This is a genomic window from Lactococcus formosensis (assembly GCF_018403745.1).
Taxonomy (GTDB): Bacteria; Bacillota; Bacilli; order Lactobacillales; family Streptococcaceae; genus Lactococcus; species Lactococcus formosensis.
The window spans coordinates 110403-133362 of the sequence record NZ_BOVP01000005.1 but is presented as its reverse complement, the minus strand read 5'-3'; the positions used below and the strand labels follow the sequence as shown (position 1 = coordinate 133362).

The 22960-nt window shown below is 39.2% G+C and carries 21 protein-coding genes; 4 read left to right on the top strand and 17 right to left on the bottom strand.

The genetic code is table 11. From position 1 onward, the window contains the following. Window positions 1-93 precede the first annotated feature (93 nt). The 7 genes from KJS37_RS07610 to yfmF all read right to left on the bottom strand — a co-directional run bounded on the left by KJS37_RS07610 (window position 94) and on the right by yfmF (window position 8569). Window positions 94-957, bottom strand: coding sequence for a YitT family protein (locus tag KJS37_RS07610; protein WP_185767522.1), 864 nt, complete (start codon window positions 955-957; stop codon window positions 94-96). Window positions 958-967: 10 nt separating this feature from the next. Next, the gene (gene aspS / locus KJS37_RS07605; RefSeq protein ID WP_213496674.1) at window positions 968-2716 is read right to left on the bottom strand and encodes an aspartate--tRNA ligase; all 1749 of its coding nucleotides are present in this window, start codon (window positions 2714-2716) and stop codon (window positions 968-970) included. Between the two features lie 55 nt (window positions 2717-2771). Next, window positions 2772-4055 carry a histidine--tRNA ligase gene (gene hisS, locus KJS37_RS07600; RefSeq protein ID WP_017368605.1) on the bottom strand — a complete coding sequence of 428 codons (1284 nt, stop codon included), beginning with the start codon at window positions 4053-4055 and terminating at the stop codon, window positions 2772-2774. Window positions 4056-4500: 445 nt separating this feature from the next. After that, window positions 4501-5052 (bottom strand): CDP-diacylglycerol--glycerol-3-phosphate 3-phosphatidyltransferase, encoded by a 552-nt coding sequence (gene pgsA, locus KJS37_RS07595; protein WP_017368606.1) that lies wholly within the window; start codon window positions 5050-5052, stop codon window positions 4501-4503. Between the two features lie 48 nt (window positions 5053-5100). Further along, window positions 5101-6009 (bottom strand): helix-turn-helix domain-containing protein, encoded by a 909-nt coding sequence (locus KJS37_RS07590; RefSeq protein WP_213496672.1) that lies wholly within the window; start codon window positions 6007-6009, stop codon window positions 5101-5103. A gap of 51 nt (window positions 6010-6060) precedes the next feature. Beyond that, on the bottom strand, window positions 6061-7344 hold the full coding sequence (yfmH, locus tag KJS37_RS07585; RefSeq protein WP_213496670.1) for an EF-P 5-aminopentanol modification-associated protein YfmH: 1284 nt from the start codon (window positions 7342-7344) through the stop codon (window positions 6061-6063). Further along, window positions 7325-8569, bottom strand: a complete 1245-nt coding sequence (gene yfmF, locus KJS37_RS07580) for an EF-P 5-aminopentanol modification-associated protein YfmF (RefSeq protein WP_213496668.1) — start codon at window positions 8567-8569, stop codon at window positions 7325-7327. Before yfmF ends, yfmH begins: the two co-directional genes overlap by 20 nt. Window positions 8570-8702: 133 nt before the next feature. On the opposite strand from yfmF, the gene KJS37_RS07575 reads away from it, so the two are divergent. From KJS37_RS07575 to KJS37_RS07565, 3 genes are read left to right on the top strand one after another with little or no spacing between them, the layout of a single operon-like run. Next, window positions 8703-9065, top strand: a complete 363-nt coding sequence (locus KJS37_RS07575) for an RNA-binding S4 domain-containing protein (RefSeq protein WP_096369085.1) — start codon at window positions 8703-8705, stop codon at window positions 9063-9065. 2 nt (window positions 9066-9067) lie between these two features. Beyond that, the gene (gene recF, locus KJS37_RS07570) at window positions 9068-10162 is read left to right on the top strand and encodes a DNA replication/repair protein RecF (protein ID WP_213496666.1); all 1095 of its coding nucleotides are present in this window, start codon (window positions 9068-9070) and stop codon (window positions 10160-10162) included. Then, window positions 10134-10355: a transcriptional regulator gene (locus KJS37_RS07565; protein WP_017368612.1), complete on the top strand. Its 222-nt coding sequence runs from the start codon at window positions 10134-10136 to the stop codon at window positions 10353-10355. The genes recF and KJS37_RS07565 overlap by 29 nt, the downstream gene beginning before the upstream one ends. Window positions 10356-10375: 20 nt before the next feature. On the opposite strand, the gene KJS37_RS07560 is transcribed toward KJS37_RS07565, so the two are convergent. From KJS37_RS07560 to KJS37_RS07515, 10 genes are all read right to left on the bottom strand, one after another. Beyond that, the gene (locus tag KJS37_RS07560; RefSeq protein ID WP_213496664.1) at window positions 10376-11836 is read right to left on the bottom strand and encodes a basic amino acid/polyamine antiporter; all 1461 of its coding nucleotides are present in this window, start codon (window positions 11834-11836) and stop codon (window positions 10376-10378) included. A 186-nt stretch (window positions 11837-12022) separates the two neighbouring features. Continuing rightward, window positions 12023-13006 (bottom strand): UDP-glucose 4-epimerase GalE, encoded by a 984-nt coding sequence (galE, locus tag KJS37_RS07555; RefSeq protein ID WP_017368614.1) that lies wholly within the window; start codon window positions 13004-13006, stop codon window positions 12023-12025. Between the two features lie 70 nt (window positions 13007-13076). Beyond that, window positions 13077-14555, bottom strand: coding sequence for a UDP-glucose--hexose-1-phosphate uridylyltransferase (gene galT, locus KJS37_RS07550; RefSeq protein WP_213496662.1), 1479 nt, complete (start codon window positions 14553-14555; stop codon window positions 13077-13079). Between the two features lie 11 nt (window positions 14556-14566). After that, window positions 14567-15766, bottom strand: a complete 1200-nt coding sequence (locus KJS37_RS07545; RefSeq protein WP_117516970.1) for a galactokinase — start codon at window positions 15764-15766, stop codon at window positions 14567-14569. Between the two features lie 10 nt (window positions 15767-15776). Further along, window positions 15777-16805, bottom strand: coding sequence for an aldose epimerase family protein (locus KJS37_RS07540; RefSeq protein ID WP_213496660.1), 1029 nt, complete (start codon window positions 16803-16805; stop codon window positions 15777-15779). A 52-nt stretch (window positions 16806-16857) separates the two neighbouring features. Then, window positions 16858-18255: a glycoside-pentoside-hexuronide (GPH):cation symporter gene (locus tag KJS37_RS07535; protein WP_213496658.1), complete on the bottom strand. Its 1398-nt coding sequence runs from the start codon at window positions 18253-18255 to the stop codon at window positions 16858-16860. A 168-nt stretch (window positions 18256-18423) separates the two neighbouring features. After that, window positions 18424-19173, bottom strand: a complete 750-nt coding sequence (locus tag KJS37_RS07530) for a MurR/RpiR family transcriptional regulator (protein ID WP_017368619.1) — start codon at window positions 19171-19173, stop codon at window positions 18424-18426. A gap of 10 nt (window positions 19174-19183) precedes the next feature. Beyond that, on the bottom strand, window positions 19184-20053 hold the full coding sequence (locus KJS37_RS07525; protein ID WP_165713490.1) for an adenylyltransferase/cytidyltransferase family protein: 870 nt from the start codon (window positions 20051-20053) through the stop codon (window positions 19184-19186). Window positions 20054-20075: 22 nt separating this feature from the next. Next, window positions 20076-21365: a peptidase U32 family protein gene (locus KJS37_RS07520; protein ID WP_017368621.1), complete on the bottom strand. Its 1290-nt coding sequence runs from the start codon at window positions 21363-21365 to the stop codon at window positions 20076-20078. 186 nt (window positions 21366-21551) lie between these two features. Beyond that, window positions 21552-22475, bottom strand: a complete 924-nt coding sequence (locus KJS37_RS07515) for a peptidase U32 family protein (RefSeq protein WP_165714544.1) — start codon at window positions 22473-22475, stop codon at window positions 21552-21554. A 171-nt stretch (window positions 22476-22646) separates the two neighbouring features. Here KJS37_RS07515 and KJS37_RS07510 point away from each other — a divergent pair, with 171 nt between their 5' ends. Further along, window positions 22647-22925, top strand: a complete 279-nt coding sequence (locus KJS37_RS07510) for a DUF3270 domain-containing protein (RefSeq protein WP_017368623.1) — start codon at window positions 22647-22649, stop codon at window positions 22923-22925. Window positions 22926-22960 lie beyond the last annotated feature (35 nt).

Here is a 22960-nt window from a genome sequence, read left to right as displayed (position 1 = left end):
CTTATAAAAATGGCTTTATAATTTCTTGTAAAACCTCTGTCAAAATTGACAGAGGCCTTCTCTAATTTATACTAAAACGGTCATTTTGTCAACTTAATCGGTAATCTCACTAAAATTCCCTATTACACGGACATTTTCTGAGATGGAGACAAAAGCTTTTGGATCATATTTTGTGATGATCTCTTTAAAATCTTGATACTCATACATGGTGATAACCGTAAACAAAATTGTCCGTTTCTCGTGTGAGTAAGCACCTTCAGCATTGTTCAAGATTGTTGCACTGTGGTGCATTTTTTCAAAGAGTTTTCGGATAATGATTTCAGGATTCTCGGTAACAATCATCACTTGCATACGTTTTTGACGCGTAAAGATCGCATCTGTAACACGTGAACTTACAAAGATAGCAATCATAGAATACAACATATATTCCCAGCCAAAGAGTACGCCCGCAGTAAAGATAATCACACCGTTAACGATGAAACCCAGTGTACCAACATTATGGCCTGTTCTTTTACGGATATAAAGGGCAATGATGTCCGTACCACCACTTGAAATACCATTACGCATGGCATATCCAACTCCTGCACCCATGATGGTACCCCCAAAGATGGCATTGATAATAGGATCAGGTGTCAGCGTTGTTTCAGGGACAAAGTGGATAAAAATGGAACTCATGGTAACCGTCAACAGGGTAAACAGGGTAAATTGTTTTCCCAAACGGAACCAGGCTAAAATCATTAAGGGAACATTAATCAGAAAGAGCGTTGCCGATATAGGAAGATAATTGTGCCCCATAATCCGCGTAAAAATTTCTGTTGCCACCTGTGCTGCCCCTGTCGCACCGCTAGCATAAACTCTTCCTGGTTGATAGAAGAAGTTCAATGCAAAAGCAGATGTGATTCCATATAGGACAGATGCTGAGAAACGATGTGTCAACTTTTCCCAGCCACCAAACATGTTGATAAATTTAGTCAAGTTTTTCAAGTTTAATTCTCAATTCTTCCAGTTGGCTCTCACTGACTACTGATGGCGCTTGTGTCATCGGGTCTGTGGCTTTATTATTCTTAGGAAAGGCAATAACTTCACGAATATTGTCTTTTCCGGCAAGCAACATAATGAAACGGTCCAAACCAAGGGCCAATCCTCCGTGTGGTGGGAAGCCATAATCTAAAGCTTCCAACAAGAAACCAAATTGCTCTTTGGCATCTTCTAAACTAAAGCCTAGTGCTTTGAGCATCTCTTCTTGTAATTCTCGCGTATTAATACGGAGTGAACCACCACCGAGTTCGTAGCCATTCAAAACGATGTCGTAAGCATGCGCACGGACTTTACTAAGGTCTCCTGAAAGTTCCCCTTGTGTTTCAGCAGTTGGTAAAGTGAATGGGTGATGCGCACTCATATAACGACCTTCTTCTTCTGACCATTCAAACATTGGCCAATCAATAACCCAGAGGAAATTGAATTTCGAATAATCAATTAAGCCTTGCTCTTTGGCAATCGTTTGACGTAAAGCACCCAGTGCTGAATTTGCCACTTCTAAACTGTCCGCCACAAAGAGAACCAAATCGTTGTTTTCTAAGCCCAAAGTTTCAACGAATTCTGCAGTTTTATCTGTCAAGAATTTGGCAATAGGACCAGCCAATTTATCGTCTTCAAACTTAATCCAAGCTAAGCCTTTGGCACCATTTTGTTTGGCTTGCTCTGTTAATTTATCAATAGCTTTACGAGAGTACTTATCGGCATTATTTTTAACAACAATCGCTTTAACAACAGGTGCCTCACTAAACACTTTGAAATCTACAGTTTTCGCAAGGTCTGTCAAGTCTGTCAAGAGCATCTCGTAGCGTGTATCTGGCTTATCTGAACCATAGAAATTCATGGCATCATCGTATTTCATACGTGGGAATGGCAAAGTGACATCGACGTTTTTAACGTCTTTCATAACTTTTGCAATCAAGCCTTCAGTCAAATCTTGAATTTCTTCTTCCCCAAGGAAGCTTGTTTCTAAGTCGACTTGTGTAAATTCTGGTTGACGGTCGCCACGTAAATCTTCGTCACGGAAACATTTTACGATTTGGTAGTAGCGATCGAGACCTGCAGTCATCAACAATTGTTTCATAAGTTGTGGACTTTGTGGCAAAGCATAAAACTCGCCTTTATTGACACGAGAAGGAACAAGGTAATCACGTGCACCTTCTGGTGTTGATTTATTCAAGAAAGGTGTTTCAACATCGATAAAACCTTGATTATCTAAGTAGCTACGGATAGCACGTGTCGTCGCATGACGCATCGTAATGTTGTTCAGCATTTCTGGGCGGCGTAAGTCGAGATAACGGTATTTCAAACGCGTATCGTCAAGCACCTCCACACCGTCTTTAATCTCAAATGGTGTTGTTTTTGAAGTACTAAGAATTTGCATTTGATTCGCTTCAATTTCAATTCCACCTGTTTTAATGTTTTCATTTTTGCTGGCACGCTCAACGACTTTACCTGTAACTTCTAGTACGTATTCGTTACGGGCTTTATCTGCTACCTCAACAATTTCTTTTGTTGCTGTTTCTGGATTAACCACAATTTGGACAATACCTTCGCGGTCGCGCAAATCAATAAAGATTAAGCCGCCAAGATTACGGCGCTTTGCAACCCAACCTTTTACGGTAACTTCCTGGTTTAAATACTCTTCGGTAATATTCCCTGCATAGTTTGTTCTCTTCAAGTTTAATCTCCTTACGTTTCTTTAGTCCTCATGTTCCTTGGAACTACTGGACTTTTTATTCTCCAAGCGTTTCTTCAAAGATAGGTGCAAAACCTTTTGCAACTTCTGCCAAAGTTGTTTTTACTTCTTTACGCGTTTGGTTATGTTTAACTGTAATTTCACCTGTTTCCACTTCATTGTCACCAAGTGTAATTATCACTTCTGCTTTTGCCTTTTCAGCTGATTTAAATTGAGCACCTAGTTTACGGTTAGAAAAATCTCGTTCAACTTTAAAGGCTTGAGCACGAAGACTTTCTGCAAGTTGTGTCGCTGCTAAGCTGGCTTTATTTCCCATAACGGCAATATAAACATCAAGTGTATCTTCTTCATGGAAATCAACACCTTGCATTTCAGCAACCATCAACAAGCGCTCTACACCCAGTCCAAATCCAAAACCTGGTGTGGCAGGACCATCAAAGTATTCAACCAACCCATCATAACGACCACCTGCACAAACCGTTAGCTCTTGTCCTTTTACGTCCACGATAAATTCAAAAATCGTATCATTGTAGTAATCCAGACCACGAACCATATTGGTATCAATGACATAATCAATACCCAAACCATCAAGCAGTTCTCGGGTCATGTCAAAGTGATTTTGAGACTCTTCTGTAAGATAGTCCAAGATAGATGGTGCACCCTTAACAATTTCTTTGTCTTCTTTTTCCTTACTGTCAAGTACTCGCAGTGGGTTTTCGTGAAGGCGGCGTTGGCTGTCTTTGGAAAGCTGACTTTCAAAAGGTGTCAAATAATCAATCAAAGCTGTACGATAAGCCTTACGTGTCTCTAAGTCACCCAAAGAATTCAAGTGAAGTGTTACACCAGAGATACCGATTTGCTCAAATAATGATTGCGCCATGGCGATAATTTCGACATCAATCGCTGGATTTTTTGCACCGAAACATTCCACACCAAATTGGTGGAATTCGCGTAAACGTCCAGATTGAGGACGTTCGTAACGGAACATCGAACCCATATAATACATTTTCACTGGTTTTGGTACTTCTGGAGCAAAGAGTTTATTTTCAATATAAGCCCTAACAGTTGAAGCAGTTCCTTCAGGGCGCAATGCGATATGACGTCCACCTTTGTCGTCAAAATCATACATTTCTTTAGTTACGATGTCACTTGTTTCACCTGTTGCCCGACTAAATAGCTCATAACTTTCAAAAAGCGGTGTACGGATTTCTCTGAAATTATAATCTTCAAATACTGCACGGGCCATCATTTCTACATATTGCCATTTTTGTGACTCTTGAGGCAGAATATCTGCCGTACCTTTGGGTTTTTGTAATTTCATATTATCTCCTTTGTATCAAATACATTTATGATTCGAATATTCTTAAGTAAGCCTTTGTAAGGCTTGCCATAGTTCATTAGCGCCTTCAGGCGCAATGATAGCAATGCATATGACGGTGAAATGCAAAAAACGATGATTTTTTTGCGTTTTACCTAATAAGGTGTTCAGGCAAGGCCCAATAGGGCTTGCCGTCCAGCATTAGCGCCTTTCAGGCGCAATGCTGGTAGCAAATTAAAACGCCCCAAGCATATAAAGCTCTAGGGCGTCAGTAATCTTATCGCGGTACCACCTAAATTTGTCCTGTCTTCCAGAACCTTAGTTTAGCTATAACGTCGCTATCGTTTTTTATCGTCACTTTAAGTTTTGTAAGCTTTCAGCCAAGTCTCACTCTCTCTATCTTTAAGTATAACGCAGACTTCTTTTTTTTTCAAGCTTTAAATTCACATTAGTTTTTAAAAACTTGCATATTTTTAGCAAAGTAATCATAGCCTGAATAAATCGTGAAGATAAGGCAAACATAAAGTAAGATTGTGCCAATATAAATGGGATCCCCGATTAATAAGAAAATAATCGACAACATTTGTGTAAATGTTTTGATTTTTCCTGGCATAGCTGCAGCTAAGACTGCACCACCTTGCTCAACCAATAAAAGACGAAGTCCTGTCACAGCAAGTTCACGACACACAATAATTGCAACAACCCAAGCAGGGGCTAAACCGAGTGCAATTAACATCACAAATGCAGCCATTGTTAACATTTTATCCGCTAACGGATCTGCAAATTTGCCAAAATTTGAAACTACTTTCCATTTGCGTGCTAAATACCCATCAAGCCAGTCAGTGATTGAGGCTACAGCAAAGATAATTGCTGCAACAATCCACGAAACATAGCTTGCACCCACAGCTGCACCATGTGGCAGATAAAGGACAATGAGAAAGACAGGAATCATAAAGATTCTTAGTATGGTTAATTGATTGGGTAGTTTTTCTTTTTTCATAATTACTTTCTCCGATTCTTTGAGCGGAACTGTTCGTGGCTCAATTTTTTATTGGGTTACAGGCGCTGTGGTGCTCGCATAAGTTACCGTCAATTGCACTTGAGCTGCATTACCTGCTGTAAGAGCAGACAAATCAACATTGTTACCGTTAATTGCCATTGTAAGCCCTTGTGTGTTGGACAAGTTGATCACCGAATTTGTCAAGCCTGTCCCTAGCGTTGCCGTAGCTGTATTTTCGGCATCTGACAATGTACGTACTGTTGCCCAGTCTGCATTAGTCAATGAAATTGTTGTTACTGCACCAGCTGCTGTTGTAAAGACAATTTGTGTTGGACTCGCAGCATTTTCTACTTTGACATTGAGCAGTGCGCCCCTTCCAGTAACTGTAATTTGATTTTGTGGTTCTGGTTTTGATTCAACAGGCTTTTCTGATGATTCTGTTGTTTTCTTTTGCTCTTCTGTGGCTTGTTTTGTTTCGCTCGTTTTATAAGTATAAGAAGTATCACTCAAATCTGGTTTTGGCGGGCGTGTGAGCAGCACAACTGCTGTAACACTTCCGACAATAGCTATCGCCACAGCAGAAAGCAAGATAATTGGAACATAATGGCGCCATGCCGGCTTATTACTTTCCTCTTCTTCCTCATCTTCTTCTACACGTTCACTAGGTTTCACAAATCGATATGTTTCTTGGATATCTTCGTGTTCTTCAACAGACATTGACCCGTCTTTTTCATATGCAAGCATGATTTGATCCGCATCAAGATCTAACTTCTCTGCATATTGTTTAAGGTAGGCTTTGATATAAAAATCACCGGGCAAAGCCTTATAATCCCCTGTTTCTAAAGCAATAATATATAATTTCGGAATATTTGTAAGTTTTTCGGCTTCACTTAGCCCGAGGCCAAGCTCCGTCCTCTTTTCTTTGAGGACTTCGCCTATTGTTTTAATTGCCACCATGTCCTCCTCTCAGCTTTATGAAATACATGGATTTATTCATAACTGTTCGTATTATTTAGGGTAGATGATAAAGTCTACCGTTTGCATATTTTCTACAAATTTTTCAGCATGTTTGCTGACTTTTTCAAGCGTTAATCCTGATAAAATTTCAGGAAGATCAAAGAAGTTAATCTCGCCATAAATATTTGATGAAAATTGATTGGCGAGGTATTCTAAAGAGTTCAGGGATTTATAATAATCCCCCAGTGTTTCACGTTTCAGCATTTCTAGATTTTCTTTTTCAAAATCCTTATCTATTTTATAACTTTTTAAAGCTTCCTGCAAAACTTTACTTACTTGGTCTGGTTTTTCAGTGTCTACAGTAATGTTCGCAAAGTGAAAACTTTTATCCATATCAAAGCCATAACCAAACGAATCATCAACTAAACCTGCATTGTACATTTCTTCATAACGATGGCTCGTTTTTCCAAAAAGCATATCGAGAAGCAACTGATTCGATAGCTTGTATTCTAATAATTCACGAGCATCAGTTGGGAGAGTATCTTCTCCCCGAAAACCAAGAGCCAGCTTGGGCATTGCAACTTCAAACGCAAGAGTTTTCCCTGCAATCGGCTGACTACCCTCAACAGTTTTTCTCTGAATCGGTTCAGCTTTAATAAAAGGCTTCGTTTCTTGATTGTCATTTACAAATGCAGCCATTTGCTCCACATCAAAAGGACCTGTTAAAAAGAGGTTCATGTTTGAAGGATGATAAAAAGTTTCATAGTTGGCATACAAATCTGCCGCAGTAATTTCCTTAATAGAGTGGGGAGTACCAGCAATATCGTCTGCCAATGGTGAATCAGGATAAAGTGAAGCTAAAAGCCCAGCAAACAAACGCCAGTCACTGTCATCTTGATACATCTGGATTTCTTGTTGAATAATACCTTGTTCTTTAGCAACATTTTCTTCTGTAAAGTAAGGTTCTTGCACAAAATCAAGCAGTAAGTTCACACACTCATAGATGTTTTCACGTGTCGAAAAAAGATAAGAAGTCCTCGAAAAACTTGTAAAAGCATTGGTTTGCGCCCCATAGGCACCAAACTTGTACATAACATCCCCTTCTTTTTTCTCGAAAAGTTTATGCTCTAAAAAGTGAGCAATCCCTTCTGGAAAAGTCTTCATATCTCGACTTCCCGTAGGAATAAAAGAGGTATCCAGTGACCCAAAGTTTGTCGTGAAAAGACCATATGTACGATTGTAATCGGGCTTGGGTAAGTAATAAACAGTTAAGCCGTTGTCTAAAACATCAGTATATAGGACTTCTCCCGTTTTCTCATAGCTCTTCTTCTGCATAAACTTCTCCTTTCATGAAATATTGAGCCTGTAGTTTTAAACTTTGCGCCAAGCGCATAATGTCCTCTTTGCTCACGGTCTCTAACGCCTTCAAAAAGGTTGCTTCATCAACATAAAGCTCCGGTAAAACTTCATGAATAAAAGCTTGTTCGATGAGATTTGAAGAAGAATCAAGTGACATGAAGTAAGAATTTTTCAGCATTGTTTTGGTTTGCTCAATCTCTTGTGTAGTAAAGTCCCCAGACTGCATCGCTTGAAGTTGTTCTAAAATCAGAGCACGAGCCTGCTCATAATTTCCTGCATCAATTCCTGCATTAACTCTTAGCAAACCTGTAAAACTATCAAAAGCTGAACTGGCATAATAAGCTAGACTTGCTTTTTCGCGAACGTTCATAAATAATTTCGAATGTGCGAATCCACCAAAGAGTCCGTTCATCACTTGTAAAGTCATGTAGTCTTTGCTACCGTATGTCGTCGGTTGCGTAAAGGCCATTTGTAAAATAGACTGCTGCACCTCTTTCTCTTCAATCTTTTCTTGATACTCCTTGGGCTCTTGCTTGTAAAAAATTTCAGAGTGTCCTTGACGATCTTTAAAATCAAAGCTTTGGAATAAACTCATAACCTCAGCTTCCTCTACATCTCCTAGAACAAAAATATCAATAAGATTGTGATTAAGCATCTCGGTATAGTAATTAAAGACAGCCTCTGCTGTTTCTGCCTCCAAAAGTTCCACAGTTGCAACACCTGGGAGAGCTTGATTTTCATCTGTAAAGAAAAGAGCAGCTAACTGACGACTGGCATAATAAGAGCGATCTTCGTTCATGGCTTTAAGATAGTTTATGAGATTTGTCTTTTCTCGTTGGAAGACGTCAACATTATTATCTGGGCAAAAGAGCGCTTTGTGCATAAAATCAACAGCACCTGACAAAGTATCCACATCAACAAACTTAGGATTAACTAGATTCATATGAATACTTAACAAATGTTGGTTACCTTTTTTATTCACTGCAGTTGAGAAGGAGGTCCCATAAAGTTCGGACAAGCGACTTGAAAATGCTTGAGCTGTTGGATACGCTGCATTTGTCGTCTCCCACAAGTTAGAGATAATCACACGCTTCGCAATATTTTCTCGCGAAAGTTCTTCACGAAAGCGCACCATGAGACATATTGTTTTGAATTTTGTTTCTTTTATAACATGGAGATTTACTCCGCTGGCTAGTTTCATAGATATCCCTTGTCTACTCCTCGTTTTAAGTTTAAAGAAAGTTCCTTTAACCCTAAAAAGAGCAGGAGCTGTAATATCTCTATTATAGCAAATTTTCCACTATTTTTGAGACTCTTTATGCTAAAATAGAGTTATGCAAAATTACATTTTATTTGAAGAATACATCACTTTAGGACAAGTCATTAAAGAGTTGGCCATTGTCAATACAGGAGGACAAGCTAAGCTTTTTCTCGCCGAAAATGAAGGCAATATTTTCTTAAACAAGGAAGCCGAAAACCGCCGCGGCAAAAAACTACGTGCAGGAGATGTGTTAGAAATCCCTGAATTCGGACTGATCATCACATTTGTCCAAGCTACTGCGGAAGAAATTGCTGAACGCGAAGAAGATAAAGCCGAAGAAGAGCGCGTCAAAGCACTTGTCAAAAAAATGAACGCCCAAGTCAAAACTCAAAAACCAAAGAAAGCAGCCAAGCCAAGATTCCCTGGCGCTAAATAAGCATGAAACTTAACAATATCCAGCTCTATAATTTTCGAAATTATGCTGAACTTTCTCTTGAATTCCACCCTAATCTCAATATTTTTTTAGGACAGAATGCTCAAGGTAAAACAAACATTTTAGAAAGCATCTACTTTCTCGCTCTGACACGTAGCCACCGCACCCACCATGACCGGGAACTGATACGGTGGGATTCGAAAGAAATGAAGGTTTCTGGTACTGTCGAGAAAGGACACACTAGTGTCCCTCTCGAAGTTGCTTTGACCCCTAAAGGACGTACTGCTCATGTCAACCATCTGAAAGAAAATCGCTTGGCGGACTATATTGGACAACTTAACCTCATCATGTTTGCTCCTGAGGATTTAGAACTTATCAAAGGTGCTCCAAGTATTCGTCGTCGCTTTTTAGATATGGAGATTGGCCAAATACGTCCCGTTTATCTTTATGATTCAGTACGCTATAACCGTGCTTTAAAGGAACGCAATGCTTATCTTAAAATGGAACGTAAACAGATTGATGCTACTTTTTTAGACGTTTTAGACAGCCAACTGGCAGAACACGGTCAGAAGATCAGCACTGAGCGTCAAAATTTCATTGTCAAACTAGAAAAGCTGGCGCAAAAAATTCATTCTCAGCTCACTCATGGGATTGAGGAGCTGCAGATTAATTATAAAGTAAATTCCGCAACCCTCTTAGAAGATTTGAAAAGCGCACAGGATAAGGATATCTTTCGGCATCAGACATCTGTCGGCCCTCACCGAGATGATTTGACTTTTTTTGTCAATGGTATTAATGTTGCGGACTTTGGCAGCCAAGGCCAACAAAGAACCGTTGCTCTATCTGTCAAGCTCGCCGAGATTGATTTAATTTTTGAAGAGACTGGAGAATATCCTATTCTTTTGCTCGACGATGTCATGAGTGAGCTCGATAATAGCCGTCAGTTGGATCTTTTAGAAACAACGCTCGGAAAAACACAAACCTTTATTACTACAACGACGCTTGACCACCTCAAAAACCTGCCAGAAAACTTAAGTATTTTCAATGTGAAGCAAGGAGAAATTGAAACAAATGGACAAGAAAGAACCACCACTGACTAAGGAAAACCTAATCAAATTTAAAGCATTGGCTGAAGAAGGTGACGCGACATTATTAAAGCGTATTTCCCTACTTGTTGAACAAGAACGTGAATTGCGCCAACAAAAAGATAAACTTGAAGAAGATTTACGTGTGTTGGTTCATATCAAAAACAGCCATTACTCACAGTTAGAGCAAAAAAATTCGGAACATTAATTCCGAATTTTTTTTATTGTTTATAAACCAAGTAACTCTCTTAGACCATAATGGTTACCAACCAATCCAAAGACTGCAAAAATAGATAAAACAATAATCACAAGAAGAGCAATAATTTCTACATGAGAAAGTTTCTTACCATTTTCTTTCTTCGCTAAATAGTAGAAAATAAAACCAATCGCGTAGAGAATTGAAGCCATCCAAACATATTGCCAGCCTGATAGCCACAGAGCTAAAATTTGAAAAGCAAGGGCAACAAAACCGATGACTATATTTTTTGTGTTTTTTTCCTCAAGACCATGTTTCATCATATATGCACCTACCAAAGCATAACAGATCATGATACATGCTGTACAGAGATAGACCATTACATTATAAGCATTTGCGACATAAAAAGTAACAATGATAAAAAATTGAACAAAGATTTGTGTAAGCCAAAGAGAATTTGCAGGGGCATTATGTTTATTTAAACGTCCAAACCATTCGGGGAGTAATTTTTGATTGGCCAACTGTGTTGTTGACTCCACTGGAAGCATCGTCCATGATATCCAAGCACCCAAGACGGACACAACAAGACCACTGGCCATCAATGCGCCTCCAAAGCTACCAAGCATATCTTTGAGCATATAAACCATGCCTGGCGTTTTCATGGCAGCTAATTCTGCTTGATCATAATAGCCGAAAGGTAAGAGTGAAAGCAAGATGTAGATAAAAAGCAAAACGACAAGACCGATGATTGTTGCACGCCCTGCATCAGATTTTTTCTTGGCACGATCGCCCATCATTGCTGCACCTTCAATCCCGACAAAGACCCAAATCATGACCATAAGAGAGCTTTTAACTTGATCGAGTAAGCCCCCAGCGGTCATTGACCCTTGAGCTTGAACCAAGCCTTGAGCATTTTCTGTAATATTGTTCCAAAAACCTGAAGTAAAAACTCCTGTTTTAAACATTACAATGCCCGTAAGCATGAAAACGAAAATGGGAATTAATTTACAAACCAGAACAATCGCGTTCACTATGGCTGCAGATTCGACACCTTTACTTACCATCAAAGCTAAAAGCCATGAGAGGGCAGATACGGTCACCACTGCAAAAACACTTAGGCTGCCATTTGCATTTGCGAATTCACCAGGAAAAAAGTAATCCATAGATATCATCATCAGTACTGCAAAGGCAATATTACCGAGCCATGTAGACAGCCAGTAGCCCCAGCCAGAAAGAAAACCTACCAAATCGCCAAAGCCTTCTCGCGCATAATCAGAAACACCTGAAAGTTGAGGTTTGTTAATAATCAGATAGTTTAAGCTCAACACAAGTGCTAAAAGCCCCAAACCAACGAAGAGCCATGCTACAACTACTCCTCCAGCAGTAGCACCATTAGCTAAATCGTTGGAGAGGTTAAATACTCCTCCACCAATAGCACTGGAGACAACGATGGAGACAAGGGCTATCAGGCCCATCCCTTTTTTATTTTCCATTTATTTTTCCTATGATTCCATTTTTATTTATATTGAAATATTTTCTTAATATAACATTTTTTGCATTTTCATGCAACTTTCATCTGGTTTTAATCTTGATTTATTTATAATTTTACATTTTAAAGCGTTTTCTTACAAAAATAACGAAAAAGCAATCCAGATTAAAAGATTGCTTTTTCGTTTGTATTAATATCCATTTGGATGTGAGCTATGCCATTTCCAAGCATTCTCAATAATATATTCTAAATTATTTTTCACGTGCCAATCCAAGATTTCTCCCGCTTTCGTTGAGTCTGCAACCAGCATATCTGGGTCACCTGGACGACGCTCTCCCATTTGTGATGGAATTTCTTTCCCGGTAACGCGGCGTGCAGTTTCCAGAACCTCAAGGTTAGAGTAGCCTTTTGAAGAACCAAGATTAAACTGGTCCGAAGCCCCCCCTGCTTTAAGATATTCTAAGGCTTTGATGTGTGCTTCAATCAAGTCTTCCATATCGATATAGTCACGTACACATGTACCATCAGGCGTATTGTAATCATCCCCATAGATAGTGATAAACTCACGTTGGCCTAAAGCTGTTTGTAAAATAAGCGGAATCAAATGCGTTTCATTTTTATGTGCTTCACCAATACTTCCATCATGTTTAGCACCAGCAACATTGAAGTAGCGCAGTGCTACATAAGTCATATCGGTTGCCTCTGATTGCCACTTCATCATTTTTTCCATGATGAGTTTGCTTTCACCATAAGGGTTGATTGGTTTTTGAGGTGTTTTTTCAGAAATAGGACTTTCTTCAGGTATCCCAAAAGTTGCAGCCGTACTTGAGAAAACAATATGCTTAATACCAAATTTTTCCATGGTTTCAAGAATAACTTGAGCTCCACCCACGTTGTTATTAAAATACATCAAAGGTTTTTGCATTGATTCACCAACCAATGAATAAGCACAAAAGTGCATTAAGCCTTCAATTTCTTTTTCTTTTGTAAAAACATCAGCCAAGAAAGCTTGATCGCGCACATCTCCTTCATAGAAGCGTACATCTGCTGGGACAGCTTCACGATGTCCCGTCACAAGATTGTCTACAACGGCCACATCATAGCCACGTGCTACCAGAATATCAACAGCATGACTTCCCACATAACCTGCGCCTCCAAGTACTAAGACTGTCATTTATTTATCCTCCGTTACTTTGATTTACAAAGTTTTCAATACTATTTATCACTCACTTACAAGTATAACCTTATTCATTTATAAAATCAATGAAGCGCTTAAACCCAGAATGCCCTGCTTTGTTATCTTTAAATACTCCCGCATCTTGCAATACTCTTGTAAAGACAGCTCCAACCGCTTCACGGACACACTCCGAGACATTTCCTTCAGTAAAATCCCCTTGATTTTTTAAATTTTGTGCCCAAGGTAAGTGCATATCTTTCATATGATGCGGCTTTCCTAAAAGATACTGTTCCACTTCTTGCAGTTCACCTTTCAATCTCGGAGGTAAAACAGCTAAGCCCATAACCTCAATCAAACCAATATTTTCTTTCTTGATGTGATGCAGGTCTGCATGCGGATGAAAAATCCCATCCGGATAAGTTTCACTAACATTGTTATCTCGTAAAACCAGATCCATTTCGTAAGCATTACCACGTTTACGAGCAATCGGTGTAATCGTATGGTGTGGTGTACCATCAGCGGAATGCGCAATAACATCTATACTTGTATCCGAATATTGTTGCCACTTCTTCAGAATGAAGTCCGCAAGTGTCAACAACTGCCCTTTGTCCTCAGAGGATAAACGCAGCACACTCATGGGCCAATTCACAATGCCAACTGCTACTTCTGGAAAAGCTTTAAAGGCTACTTGTTCTCTTAACTTAGCTTTAGCCATCGGAAACTCATGACGTCCTGCTTGATAGTGATCATGGGTCAAAATAGAACCCCCAACAATTGGTAAATCAGCATTGGATCCAATCATATAGTGAGGGAACAAATCTAAAAAGTCTAAGAGATTACTAAAAGATTGGCGATTAATTTTCATTGGCTTGTGCAAGTTGTTAAGCACAATTGAGTGTTCATTATAATAAGCATAAGGCGAATACTGAAAGCCCCATTCTTCATCCTGTAATTTTAAACGGATGAGGCGATGATTGCTTCGTGCAGCTTTATTCCCTCCACCATAAAGCCCTTCGTTTTCAATACAGAGCGCACAAGCTGGATAACTAGAATCCTTGACTAATTTAGCTGCAGCGATAGCTTTTGGATCTTTCTCCGGTTTTGAGAGATTGATTGTGATTTCTAAATCGCCATATTTTGAGTGATAGTTAAAGGCAATATTTTTTGCGATATCCCTTGTCTTGACCTGATTAATTTCCTGAGTCAGTCCATAGAAATAATCTGTCGCTTTTTTAGGACTCTCTTGATAATTCTCCCAGAACTCACGATTAATTTGACTTGGTGTTGGACTAATAAAGTCCATCAGAGCCGCTTCATAAAATTCTTCTTCTTCTGGCGAAAAAGCTTGATTGTCGCGTGCAAGGATCATGAGCTGATCCATTAAAGTTAGTGCATCATGTTCTTCTGTAACTTGTGGTTCGTCCCAATCGTTCATCCCCAAGAAATGGAGTAATTGATTACGCCAATATATTTTATCAAGCGTTTCAATTCGATGATTTTTTTCTGCTAAATTAATAAATTCTTGAACAGCTTGATATTTTTCCATTTTTACTTTTCCTACTCCACATCCAGTTTTGTTGATCCTGAACCAATTTGGGCGACATAAAAGCTTGCTGGATAGCCAACTACTTTTTCATATTCCGCTCCAACTGCTTCTTCAAAATCTGCAACTTTATCATGAGCGACTAAAGCAATTGCACAACCGCCAAAGCCTGCACCTGTCATACGTGCGCCTAATACACCTGCCTGTTTTTGTGCGGTTTCAGCCAGCGTATCAAGTTCAATCCCAGTCACTTCATAGTCGTCTTTGAGGGAAGCGTGTGAAGCATTAAGTAATTCACCAAACTTCGTCAAATTACCAGCAACAAAAGCTTTTTGTGCTATTTTTGTACGGTTATTTTCATATACGGCATGGCGCGCACGTTTAATCAGAGTTTCATCACCAATCAAGTCTGTATTGGCATCAAATTCCTCATTAGAAAGTTCACCCAGTGATTCAATAGCTAATTTACTTTGCATACGTTTCAATGCTTCACGTGTTTCAGCAAAACGCTCATTATATTTTGATTCTGTTAAAGCACGTGGTTTGTTTGTGTTCATGATGACAATATCATAATCACGTAATTCTACCGGCACCATTTCATACTTAAGAGTATTACAGTCCAATAAAATCGCTTTTTTCACTTCACCAAAACCAATCGCAAACTGGTCTAAAATACCAGAGTTGACGCCAATAAATTCATTTTCCGTTTTTTGTCCGAGTTGTACCAATTCCAAGCGTGGGACTTGTAAATTAAACAGGTCGTCTAAAACTACACCGACTAAAAGTTCCAAAGAAGCTGAAGATGATAAACCAGAAGCTGTTGGAATTTCACCATTGATAAGTAGTTCAAAACCTTTATCGATGGTATAGCCTGCATCTTGAAGCATCACTATCATTCCTTTAACGTAATTTGACCAACTGTCATCATCTTTTTCCTTGACCTCTGTTAAATCAAATTCGATAAGACCTGCTTCTGGAAAGTTTTGTGAAAAAAGTCGGATTTTTGTATCTTCACGTAAACGGGCCAAACCTGTTGTCCCAATTGTAATTGAGGCTGGGAAGACGTAGCCGCCATTATAGTCGGTATGTTCACCAATCAAGTTAATACGACCTGGCGAAAAGAAGTATTCCACATTTTCTGTATCCCCAAATACTTTTTCAAAACTGTTTGTTAATGCTGTTAAAACTTTACTGTTTTCCACGATTGTTGTCATTTTCTTTTCCTCATTTTTTCTCTTCTTTATGGAGTTTATAAATTGTTTTTGAATAGTATTTCTCACCTGCTTTGAGTGTGATATCACCCAACTCCGGAATTTGTTGACTGCCTGGCGCCACTTGTGTTTCAAAAGTGATTCCGCCATGATTTACTTCTTTTTTCCCTTGATATACTGCACCAGATTCGCCAAAATTTGCTGAAAAAATAACAATACTTGGACGATCAGTATAAACAGAGATACTTAACTCTTCAAAGCTTAAGCGTGCTTGCTCTTTCTCTATGCTTGGCTCATCTAAAAGGAAAGGATGATCAAGGCCATCAACCAAAATCACTTGCTCCATAGTACTTTGAAAGACTTCCGAGAGCTTTTTGCCTGAACGCAAATCTAAGTCTGTACCCGCTAACTCCGCTATATCTCCACGTACTACCTCGCTCTTGTCTAACAAAGGAACAAAACGAGAGGCGCCTAAACGCAAGAAATGGTTGTCTATACTTTGAGCTACATCTCCGGACAAATTAAAGTAAACATGACCTGTAGGGTTAAACACCGTGTCTTTATCAGAAACGGCATCATATTCAATGGACCAAGCGCCATTTTCATCAAAACTGTGAGTCACAGTAACTTGTATCTGTCCTGGATAGCCATTTTCACCATCGTTTGACGTCAAGTAAAATTGAACTTTTGCTTGTTCTGCTTCTTGAAAAACTTCAAACTGCCAGAGTTTACTTTCAAAGGAATCTTGCCCTCCATGTAAGGTTTGCGCAGCTTCATTTTGTTGCAATTGTACGTTCTTGCCTGCTATCTTCACTTGACCGTCTTTGATACGGCCAGCTGTTCGGCCAATTGTGGCACCAGGATAGTTATCTTTTTCGACATATTCTTGTGTAGAATCAAAGCCCAAAACGATTTTCTTACCATTGACTGTCCAATCCACGATTCGGGCACCGTAATTGCTCAATGAGAGCGTATCTCCTGCCTTGTTTGTTAAACAAATCAAATGCGCACCTAAGCCAAAGTCTTTTGTTGTTATTTCCATAATTCACCTGTCTTTAAATAAGGAGAGCTAGCGTCACCGCTAGTCCTTATCTTTATTTTAATTTATTTTCGAGTTCCGCAACAATTTCTTTATGACGTTTCTCTGTTAATTTTACCTTAAGAAGATAAATCGTGAGTGAGATAATCATCAGAACGGCTGGAAGAGCGAAAGCATAAAGCTTAAAGGTTGTTACTCCATAAACTTTATTTGGATCAAATGTTGATCCGGTCATACCAGCTGCAATCGCCACAAACCCAAAGATCCCATTTGAGAAAGCACCGGCAATTTTATCAAGTAAAGGACGCATGGCCAAAGTGACTGCTTCATTACGCACGCCATTTTTCCATTGACCATATTCTACAGAGTCTGTGATTGTCATCAAAACAGATAGGAAAACAAGCTGATAAGGTGTAGTCAAAAAGATAAGACCGAGGATTGTCATCGGTACTGAACTTCCAAAGATAAAGAAAGCATAACCGATAAGCATAGAGATGATTGCTCCTGTCAAAACATTGCGACGCCCAAATTTCTTAGCTAAGACGGGGAAGAGTGGTACTAAAACGATAGATCCGATAAAGCCGACAATCCCTGTAATTGAATACAGTGCAGCTTGTCCTAAAACGAAGGTAAACATCAAAATCAAAGTTGCTGTGGTTGCGACATAGGCCAAAGCAAACAAGATATAAGATAATGACAACCACATCAGCTGGTCATTTTGCAATAAAGCTTTAAACACATCTATAGTGGTTGTTTTTTGTGATTGTTGACGGATAACAGAATCCTTTTCTTGGGTACCCCAAGCTGTAATTAAAGCTGTCCCCCCCGAAACAATCGCAGCAATGACCCCAAAAGCAAACCAACCTGATGCACCTTGTGCATGGTGACCCGTCATGAGTTGGGTGAAACCATAGGTAATCGGAATCACGAGAATCGTTGTTCCTTGAGAACCGATAGCTGAACCAAAACGTGCAAACGTGCCAAGTGTTTCACGCTCTTCATTCTTCTCAGAAAGTGCAGGAATCATAGACCAAAAGGCAATATCCTTGAAGGAATAAAAAGCATCCAGAATAACAAATGAAATGACAAAGACAATGATAAATAAGGTCGTATTTGAGCTTTTAGCTAGCCCAAAGAAGTCTGAGAACATCAGAACAATCATTACAGAGGAAATCAAACCGCCCGCGACCAACCAAGGTTTAAACTTCCCCCAGCGTGTGCGTGTGTTATCAATAATACTCCCAATAATAGGATCAAAAGCAATTTCTATCAATCGAATAATGACGACAAGTGATGTTACAAGGGCAATCATTTTATCTTCATGTTCACTTCCTGCAAACATTTGACTTGTAACAAAAGCAATAAAGAATACACTAATCGCTGCATAATAGGTATCGTGACCCAAGGCACCTAGTGCATACGAAATTCGTTGTTTCATTTTTCCTCCCTCCATCGGGAACCTCCTTTTTTCGATTTCCTTACACCGAAATCGCTTACATTAATATGATAGCATTTTCTTATTTGGAAAAGTTTCCCATCAAGGAAAGAAGGTAGGAAATACTTCCTAAAATACCGCTTACAAAACAAAAAGCGAGTAGACTATTCACAACTCGCTTAGCTTTTATTTGTTTGTCATTGTTTTTTTATAAATAGAGTAAGCATCAAAGAGAACACGTACTAAAATATACAAGGGCAGTCGACTGTGCACATCAAGATCAAAGTAGTTAACCTCTAGGGTACTTTTATAACCAATCAGAGAGACATCTGCGAGACGTACCAATGGGCTTTGCTCCGTTACAGTCAAGGTCAAAATTTTTGCACCATGCGCTTTTGCTACTTCAGTTGCTTCGATCAGTTCTAAAGTTTCTCCGCTCAAGGACAGATTGATAATCAAACTATTCTCATTAACAAAACTTGCATAATAAGTCATATACTTGTAATCATCATGAAGCGTAACCGACTTATGAAAAAGTTGGAGCTTCTTCATCATCTCTACAGCAGCATGAGTGGACAGGCCACGCGCAAAGAGAATAATTTCATCCGCTTGGTCAATTGCACGCACAGCCTGTTCAATAGCAAGTGCTGAAATATTATGAATCGTACGTAAGAGTTCTTCTTCATTTTTGCCAATGGCAGCTAAAACTTCATTTGAAAAACCATTGATATTGGGAAGAGGCTTTTCTTTTATTGAATAGCGAAATTCAGCATAACCTGAGAAGCCTTTTTTCCTCACCGTGCGATTGATCGTTGATAAAGAACAATGAGCCAACTCTGCCAAATCTGTAATAGAAAGTTGGGGGATCTCGTCATAGTGCTCTTGAATAACTTGCCATGTATAGGCTTCAGCACTTGATAACTGTTGGTTAACCATGTTTCCTCTCCTAATATTTTAATCGGTCAATCTGAACTCCTGTATACTGACTAATCGCATCTATAGCATGATAATATCGCCCAAGATAAGCACGCGTGTCACGTATTGTTTCCTCATCATCCAAACGTACTACTTTTTCAGTAAGTCCTTGTTCTGCTATTTTCTTTAAAAGCGCTGCATCATTATCAGATGGAATCAAAAGAACCAAATCCATATCTGGCGACAAGGTATTGTCAATGAAGACAATGCCTTGATTACCAGCTGAAGTGATAGCCTGTTCAATTTTCTCTGCAAAGGGGGCATTGTTAAAAGAACGGGCTAAACGTCTCGCCAAGGTTGATTTGCCACTTTTTCTACCGCCAATAATGCCAACGATTTTGGTGAAGTGCCTACGAAAGACGGGATTTATCTCATTCCAATGCAATAGTGGATTTTCACGTATCTCCGTTGCAGATATCTTAATATCTTGCCTGTCAGCCATCTCTACCTTATAAGTCCGCGTATCTTGCGGAAAACGCGCACCTAGCTCAGTCACATATTCTGGCTCTCCCACATAAAAAGTAATTTCCTGACTCTGATATTTTTTTAATAAGCCAAATAAACGTGTGAACCACGCATCCCATCCTTGGGGCATTGGAGGCAGATCCGTCTCGTCTAACATTGCAACATTGATATCTGCTTCGTCCGCAAAAGCTTCCTGTAAATACTGATAACGCTGAGATAAAGGCAAACCAATCTTATCACCTCGATCATGGGTATAGCCTGATACAACTAAGAGAACCTGATCATTAAGTGCTGCACACTTATAGATTTGTTGTTGGTGCCCCTTATGAAAAGGAGCAAAAGTACCAAAATAAACACCTAATCTTTTCTTTTCCATTGTACTCCCCTAGTTGATCTTTTTAAGCACGTACTGTTTTAGCCGCTCCTGATTTTTCATAAAGATTGATTAACCCTGCACCTGATTTACGAATCATATCTCCAGGTTGTACAGGTGTTTCCACATCGATATGTAAAAGTGTCATTGGGTTTGGTGCACGGTCGATGGATTCTCCTGTTTCTGCCAAACGCAAGTTTTGAATGGTTGTTTCTGAATGACGGAAGCCCGGACCATAAAATTCAATCGTATCACCTTCAGTGATGACGTTACGTTGACGAATTGTCGCAACCTTGCTGTCTTCATCGTAAGCGACAACTTCGCCAATAAACTTGTATTCTGGAATTTTACGACGTGCACCGAAAAGTTGTTTATTTTCATCAGGAATACCATAATAAAAGCCTGTATCCAATTCACGTTGTGCCACTTTCCAAAGTTCATCAACCAAATCTGGCTTAATAGCCTCAAACTTTTCCGGACTTTCTAGATAAGCATCAATGGCCGCTTTGTAAACATTTGAAACTGTCGAAACGTAGTGAATAGATTTCATACGTCCTTCAATTTTTAAGGAGTTTACACCATTTTTGATCATGTCAGGAATATGTTCAATCATGCTCATATCAACAGCAGACATTGAAAATTCTTCGGGAATTTCACCTTTGATTGATTTGCGCTCACTACCAAAAGGCATATCATAAAGGTCATATTTCCAACGGCAGGACTGTGAACATCCACCACGATTAGCATCACGCATACTCATGTAGTTTGAAAGAACACAGCGTCCACTATAAGAAATACACATGGCACCATGGACAAAAGCTTCAATTTCTACAGATGTATGTTTTCGGATTTCAGCCAATTCTTCCATAGAAACTTCACGGGCTAAGACGACACGTTCCAGTCCTAAACCTTGCCAGAATTCTAAAGTTTCGTAATTTGTTGCTGAAGACTGCGTAGAGAGATGGATTGGTAAACCTGGTGCTTCGGCTGCACAAATTGCGATCAATGCAGGATCCGAAACGATTACTGCAGAAATTCCTAAATCACGCAGTGTACGGAACCATTCGCCTGCTCCTTCTTCATTTCCTTCATGTGTGACCATATTGGCCGCAACATATACCTTAGCATTGTGGGCTGAAGCATACTCTACGCCTTCACGCATCTCATCAAAGGTAAAGTTACCTGCGCGTGATCGCAAACCGTAGGCTTGTCCACCGATATATACAGCATCTGCGCCATAATCAATCGCTACTTTGAGTTTTTCCAGTGTGCCTGCAGGTGAAAGTACCTCAGGTCTTGTATAATTTTCTTGCATTTTTTCTCCTATTTTCAAGATAAGATTTTTGATAAGGTCTGCCGACCAAAACTTTTTTAATAATAAACTATGATTTTAATAAATCCTTGCACACATCTTCCTGAAATCTAAATACGGAAATACTTTCTTTCAAGAAAAAATGAACACTTTCGACCTAGTCCTTCTTTTTGTAATAGAAGGTGTGCATCACTTGATTTTATCAGGATCTAAATCATAAAAACCATGGGATAATGTACGTCCAGCTGGATGAAATTTACGCACTTCTTCTTCTAGCTGGAAAGCCTTGTCTGCAGTGAACTTTCCTGCCTCAATGGTATTTTTAGCTTCCACAAACAACTTCGTAATAGCAACAAAATCCGCGCCACGAGTGAAAATACCATCCAGTTTCCAATGGTCAAAGCCCATTTTAACCAAGTCAGAAAGTTCACTCATCATATTAAGATCATCGTTAGCAAAAATGTGTGTACCATGATTGTCTTCAAAGATACTATAGTGGGTATCTTCCCTTTTAGGTTCCGAAACAAAAAGATTACGTTCACGATCTTTTCCCGTCTCTTCTGTCTTAATAAAATTATAGTAATTTTGCACTAAAGGACGTTTACTTTGATGGATAACAGTTGCTCCATAAACCAATACCTCGCCGGGTACATCTAAGTTTCCCGTCATAGCTTCAAGTTCAGGTTTGGGAATCTCACGTGCCAATACGGCTTCGACAGCACCTTGCCCCGCCCAAAAATTAACTTGTCTACTTGAAGTTACCATTGTAGAGGCATCATAAGTAAAAGGAAGGTCATACTTGTCCCTCTGAAGTACGAAGATAACTCCTGCATCTCCTACAGCGATACGGTCTACTTTAATGTCTTGCAAGAAGTCTAAGAAGGGTTTGATTTTAGCCATCATGTCAACGTGCATTAGCGCATTCACTGCAACAGTAACCGTTTTTCCTGCTGCATGTGCAAGAGCTGTAATCTCACGAATTTCATCATAGCTAAGCGCTGTGGGTAAGCGTAACCCAAACTCGGCTTCACCAATATAAAGGGTGTCAGTTCCAGCAGCTAGTAGGGCTTTGGCTTGCTCCACACTTTCTGCGGTAGTAGTAATTTTAATCATAGACTAAATTATATCACTATTTATCGCTCTTGACACGTCAGATTTTCATTTTATTTTATTTTCCGATTAACAAAAAAGTAACATAAGACATGAAATTGTATTGCAAACATTTACATAATTTGTTATGATGTAGTGTAGAGCTTAATTATCAGGAAAACTTAGGAAAAAACTATGGAATTAAAAAATTTAAACGATTTCTATGAGAAGCAAGAATACTACTCATATGATGAGCTACATGCACAAGAAAGTCATCTGACAAAACGTGTCCATGAGCTGACTTTCTTTCTTAATGTCGCTAGCTTTTCAGTAATCATGGCTATGATGGTCTATATTTTTATTACAATCACAAGTAGTTTAGTTGCTGTGCCAGCTGCTCTTGTTGTTGGTTTTATCGTTTTCCTTGTTTGTAAAAAGGGAATTAAAAAGATTGTACATCTACTCATGAAATAATAAATTTTATTTTCTAACGAAAAAAACCTCTGCTG

Bases quoted from the DNA above. Each gene is read 5' to 3' on its own strand.
- KJS37_RS07510 (WP_017368623.1), top strand. From the start codon at position 22,647: ATGGAATTAAAAAATTTAAACGATTTCTATGAGAAGCAAGAATACTAC.
- KJS37_RS07565 (WP_017368612.1), top strand. From the start codon at position 10,134: ATGGACAAGAAAGAACCACCACTGACTAAGGAAAACCTAATCAAATTT.
- pgsA (WP_017368606.1), bottom strand. From the start codon at position 5,052: ATGAAAAAAGAAAAACTACCCAATCAATTAACCATACTAAGAATCTTT.
- galT (WP_213496662.1), bottom strand. From the start codon at position 14,555: ATGGAAAAATATCAAGCTGTTCAAGAATTTATTAATTTAGCAGAAAAA.
- KJS37_RS07525 (WP_165713490.1), bottom strand. From the start codon at position 20,053: ATGGAAAAGAAAAGATTAGGTGTTTATTTTGGTACTTTTGCTCCTTTT.
- KJS37_RS07545 (WP_117516970.1), bottom strand. From the start codon at position 15,766: ATGACAACAATCGTGGAAAACAGTAAAGTTTTAACAGCATTAACAAAC.
- KJS37_RS07540 (WP_213496660.1), bottom strand. From the start codon at position 16,805: ATGGAAATAACAACAAAAGACTTTGGCTTAGGTGCGCATTTGATTTGT.
- KJS37_RS07575 (WP_096369085.1), top strand. From the start codon at position 8,703: ATGCAAAATTACATTTTATTTGAAGAATACATCACTTTAGGACAAGTC.
- galE (WP_017368614.1), bottom strand. From the start codon at position 13,006: ATGACAGTCTTAGTACTTGGAGGCGCAGGTTATGTGGGAAGTCATGCT.
- KJS37_RS07520 (WP_017368621.1), bottom strand. From the start codon at position 21,365: ATGCAAGAAAATTATACAAGACCTGAGGTACTTTCACCTGCAGGCACA.
- KJS37_RS07530 (WP_017368619.1), bottom strand. From the start codon at position 19,173: ATGGTTAACCAACAGTTATCAAGTGCTGAAGCCTATACATGGCAAGTT.
- KJS37_RS07610 (WP_185767522.1), bottom strand. From the start codon at position 957: ATGTTTGGTGGCTGGGAAAAGTTGACACATCGTTTCTCAGCATCTGTC.
- hisS (WP_017368605.1), bottom strand. From the start codon at position 4,055: ATGAAATTACAAAAACCCAAAGGTACGGCAGATATTCTGCCTCAAGAG.
- KJS37_RS07560 (WP_213496664.1), bottom strand. From the start codon at position 11,836: ATGGAAAATAAAAAAGGGATGGGCCTGATAGCCCTTGTCTCCATCGTT.
- yfmF (WP_213496668.1), bottom strand. From the start codon at position 8,569: ATGAAACTAGCCAGCGGAGTAAATCTCCATGTTATAAAAGAAACAAAA.
- yfmH (WP_213496670.1), bottom strand. From the start codon at position 7,344: ATGCAGAAGAAGAGCTATGAGAAAACGGGAGAAGTCCTATATACTGAT.
- KJS37_RS07535 (WP_213496658.1), bottom strand. From the start codon at position 18,255: ATGGAGGGAGGAAAAATGAAACAACGAATTTCGTATGCACTAGGTGCC.
- KJS37_RS07515 (WP_165714544.1), bottom strand. From the start codon at position 22,475: ATGATTAAAATTACTACTACCGCAGAAAGTGTGGAGCAAGCCAAAGCC.
- recF (WP_213496666.1), top strand. From the start codon at position 9,068: ATGAAACTTAACAATATCCAGCTCTATAATTTTCGAAATTATGCTGAA.
- KJS37_RS07590 (WP_213496672.1), bottom strand. From the start codon at position 6,009: ATGGTGGCAATTAAAACAATAGGCGAAGTCCTCAAAGAAAAGAGGACG.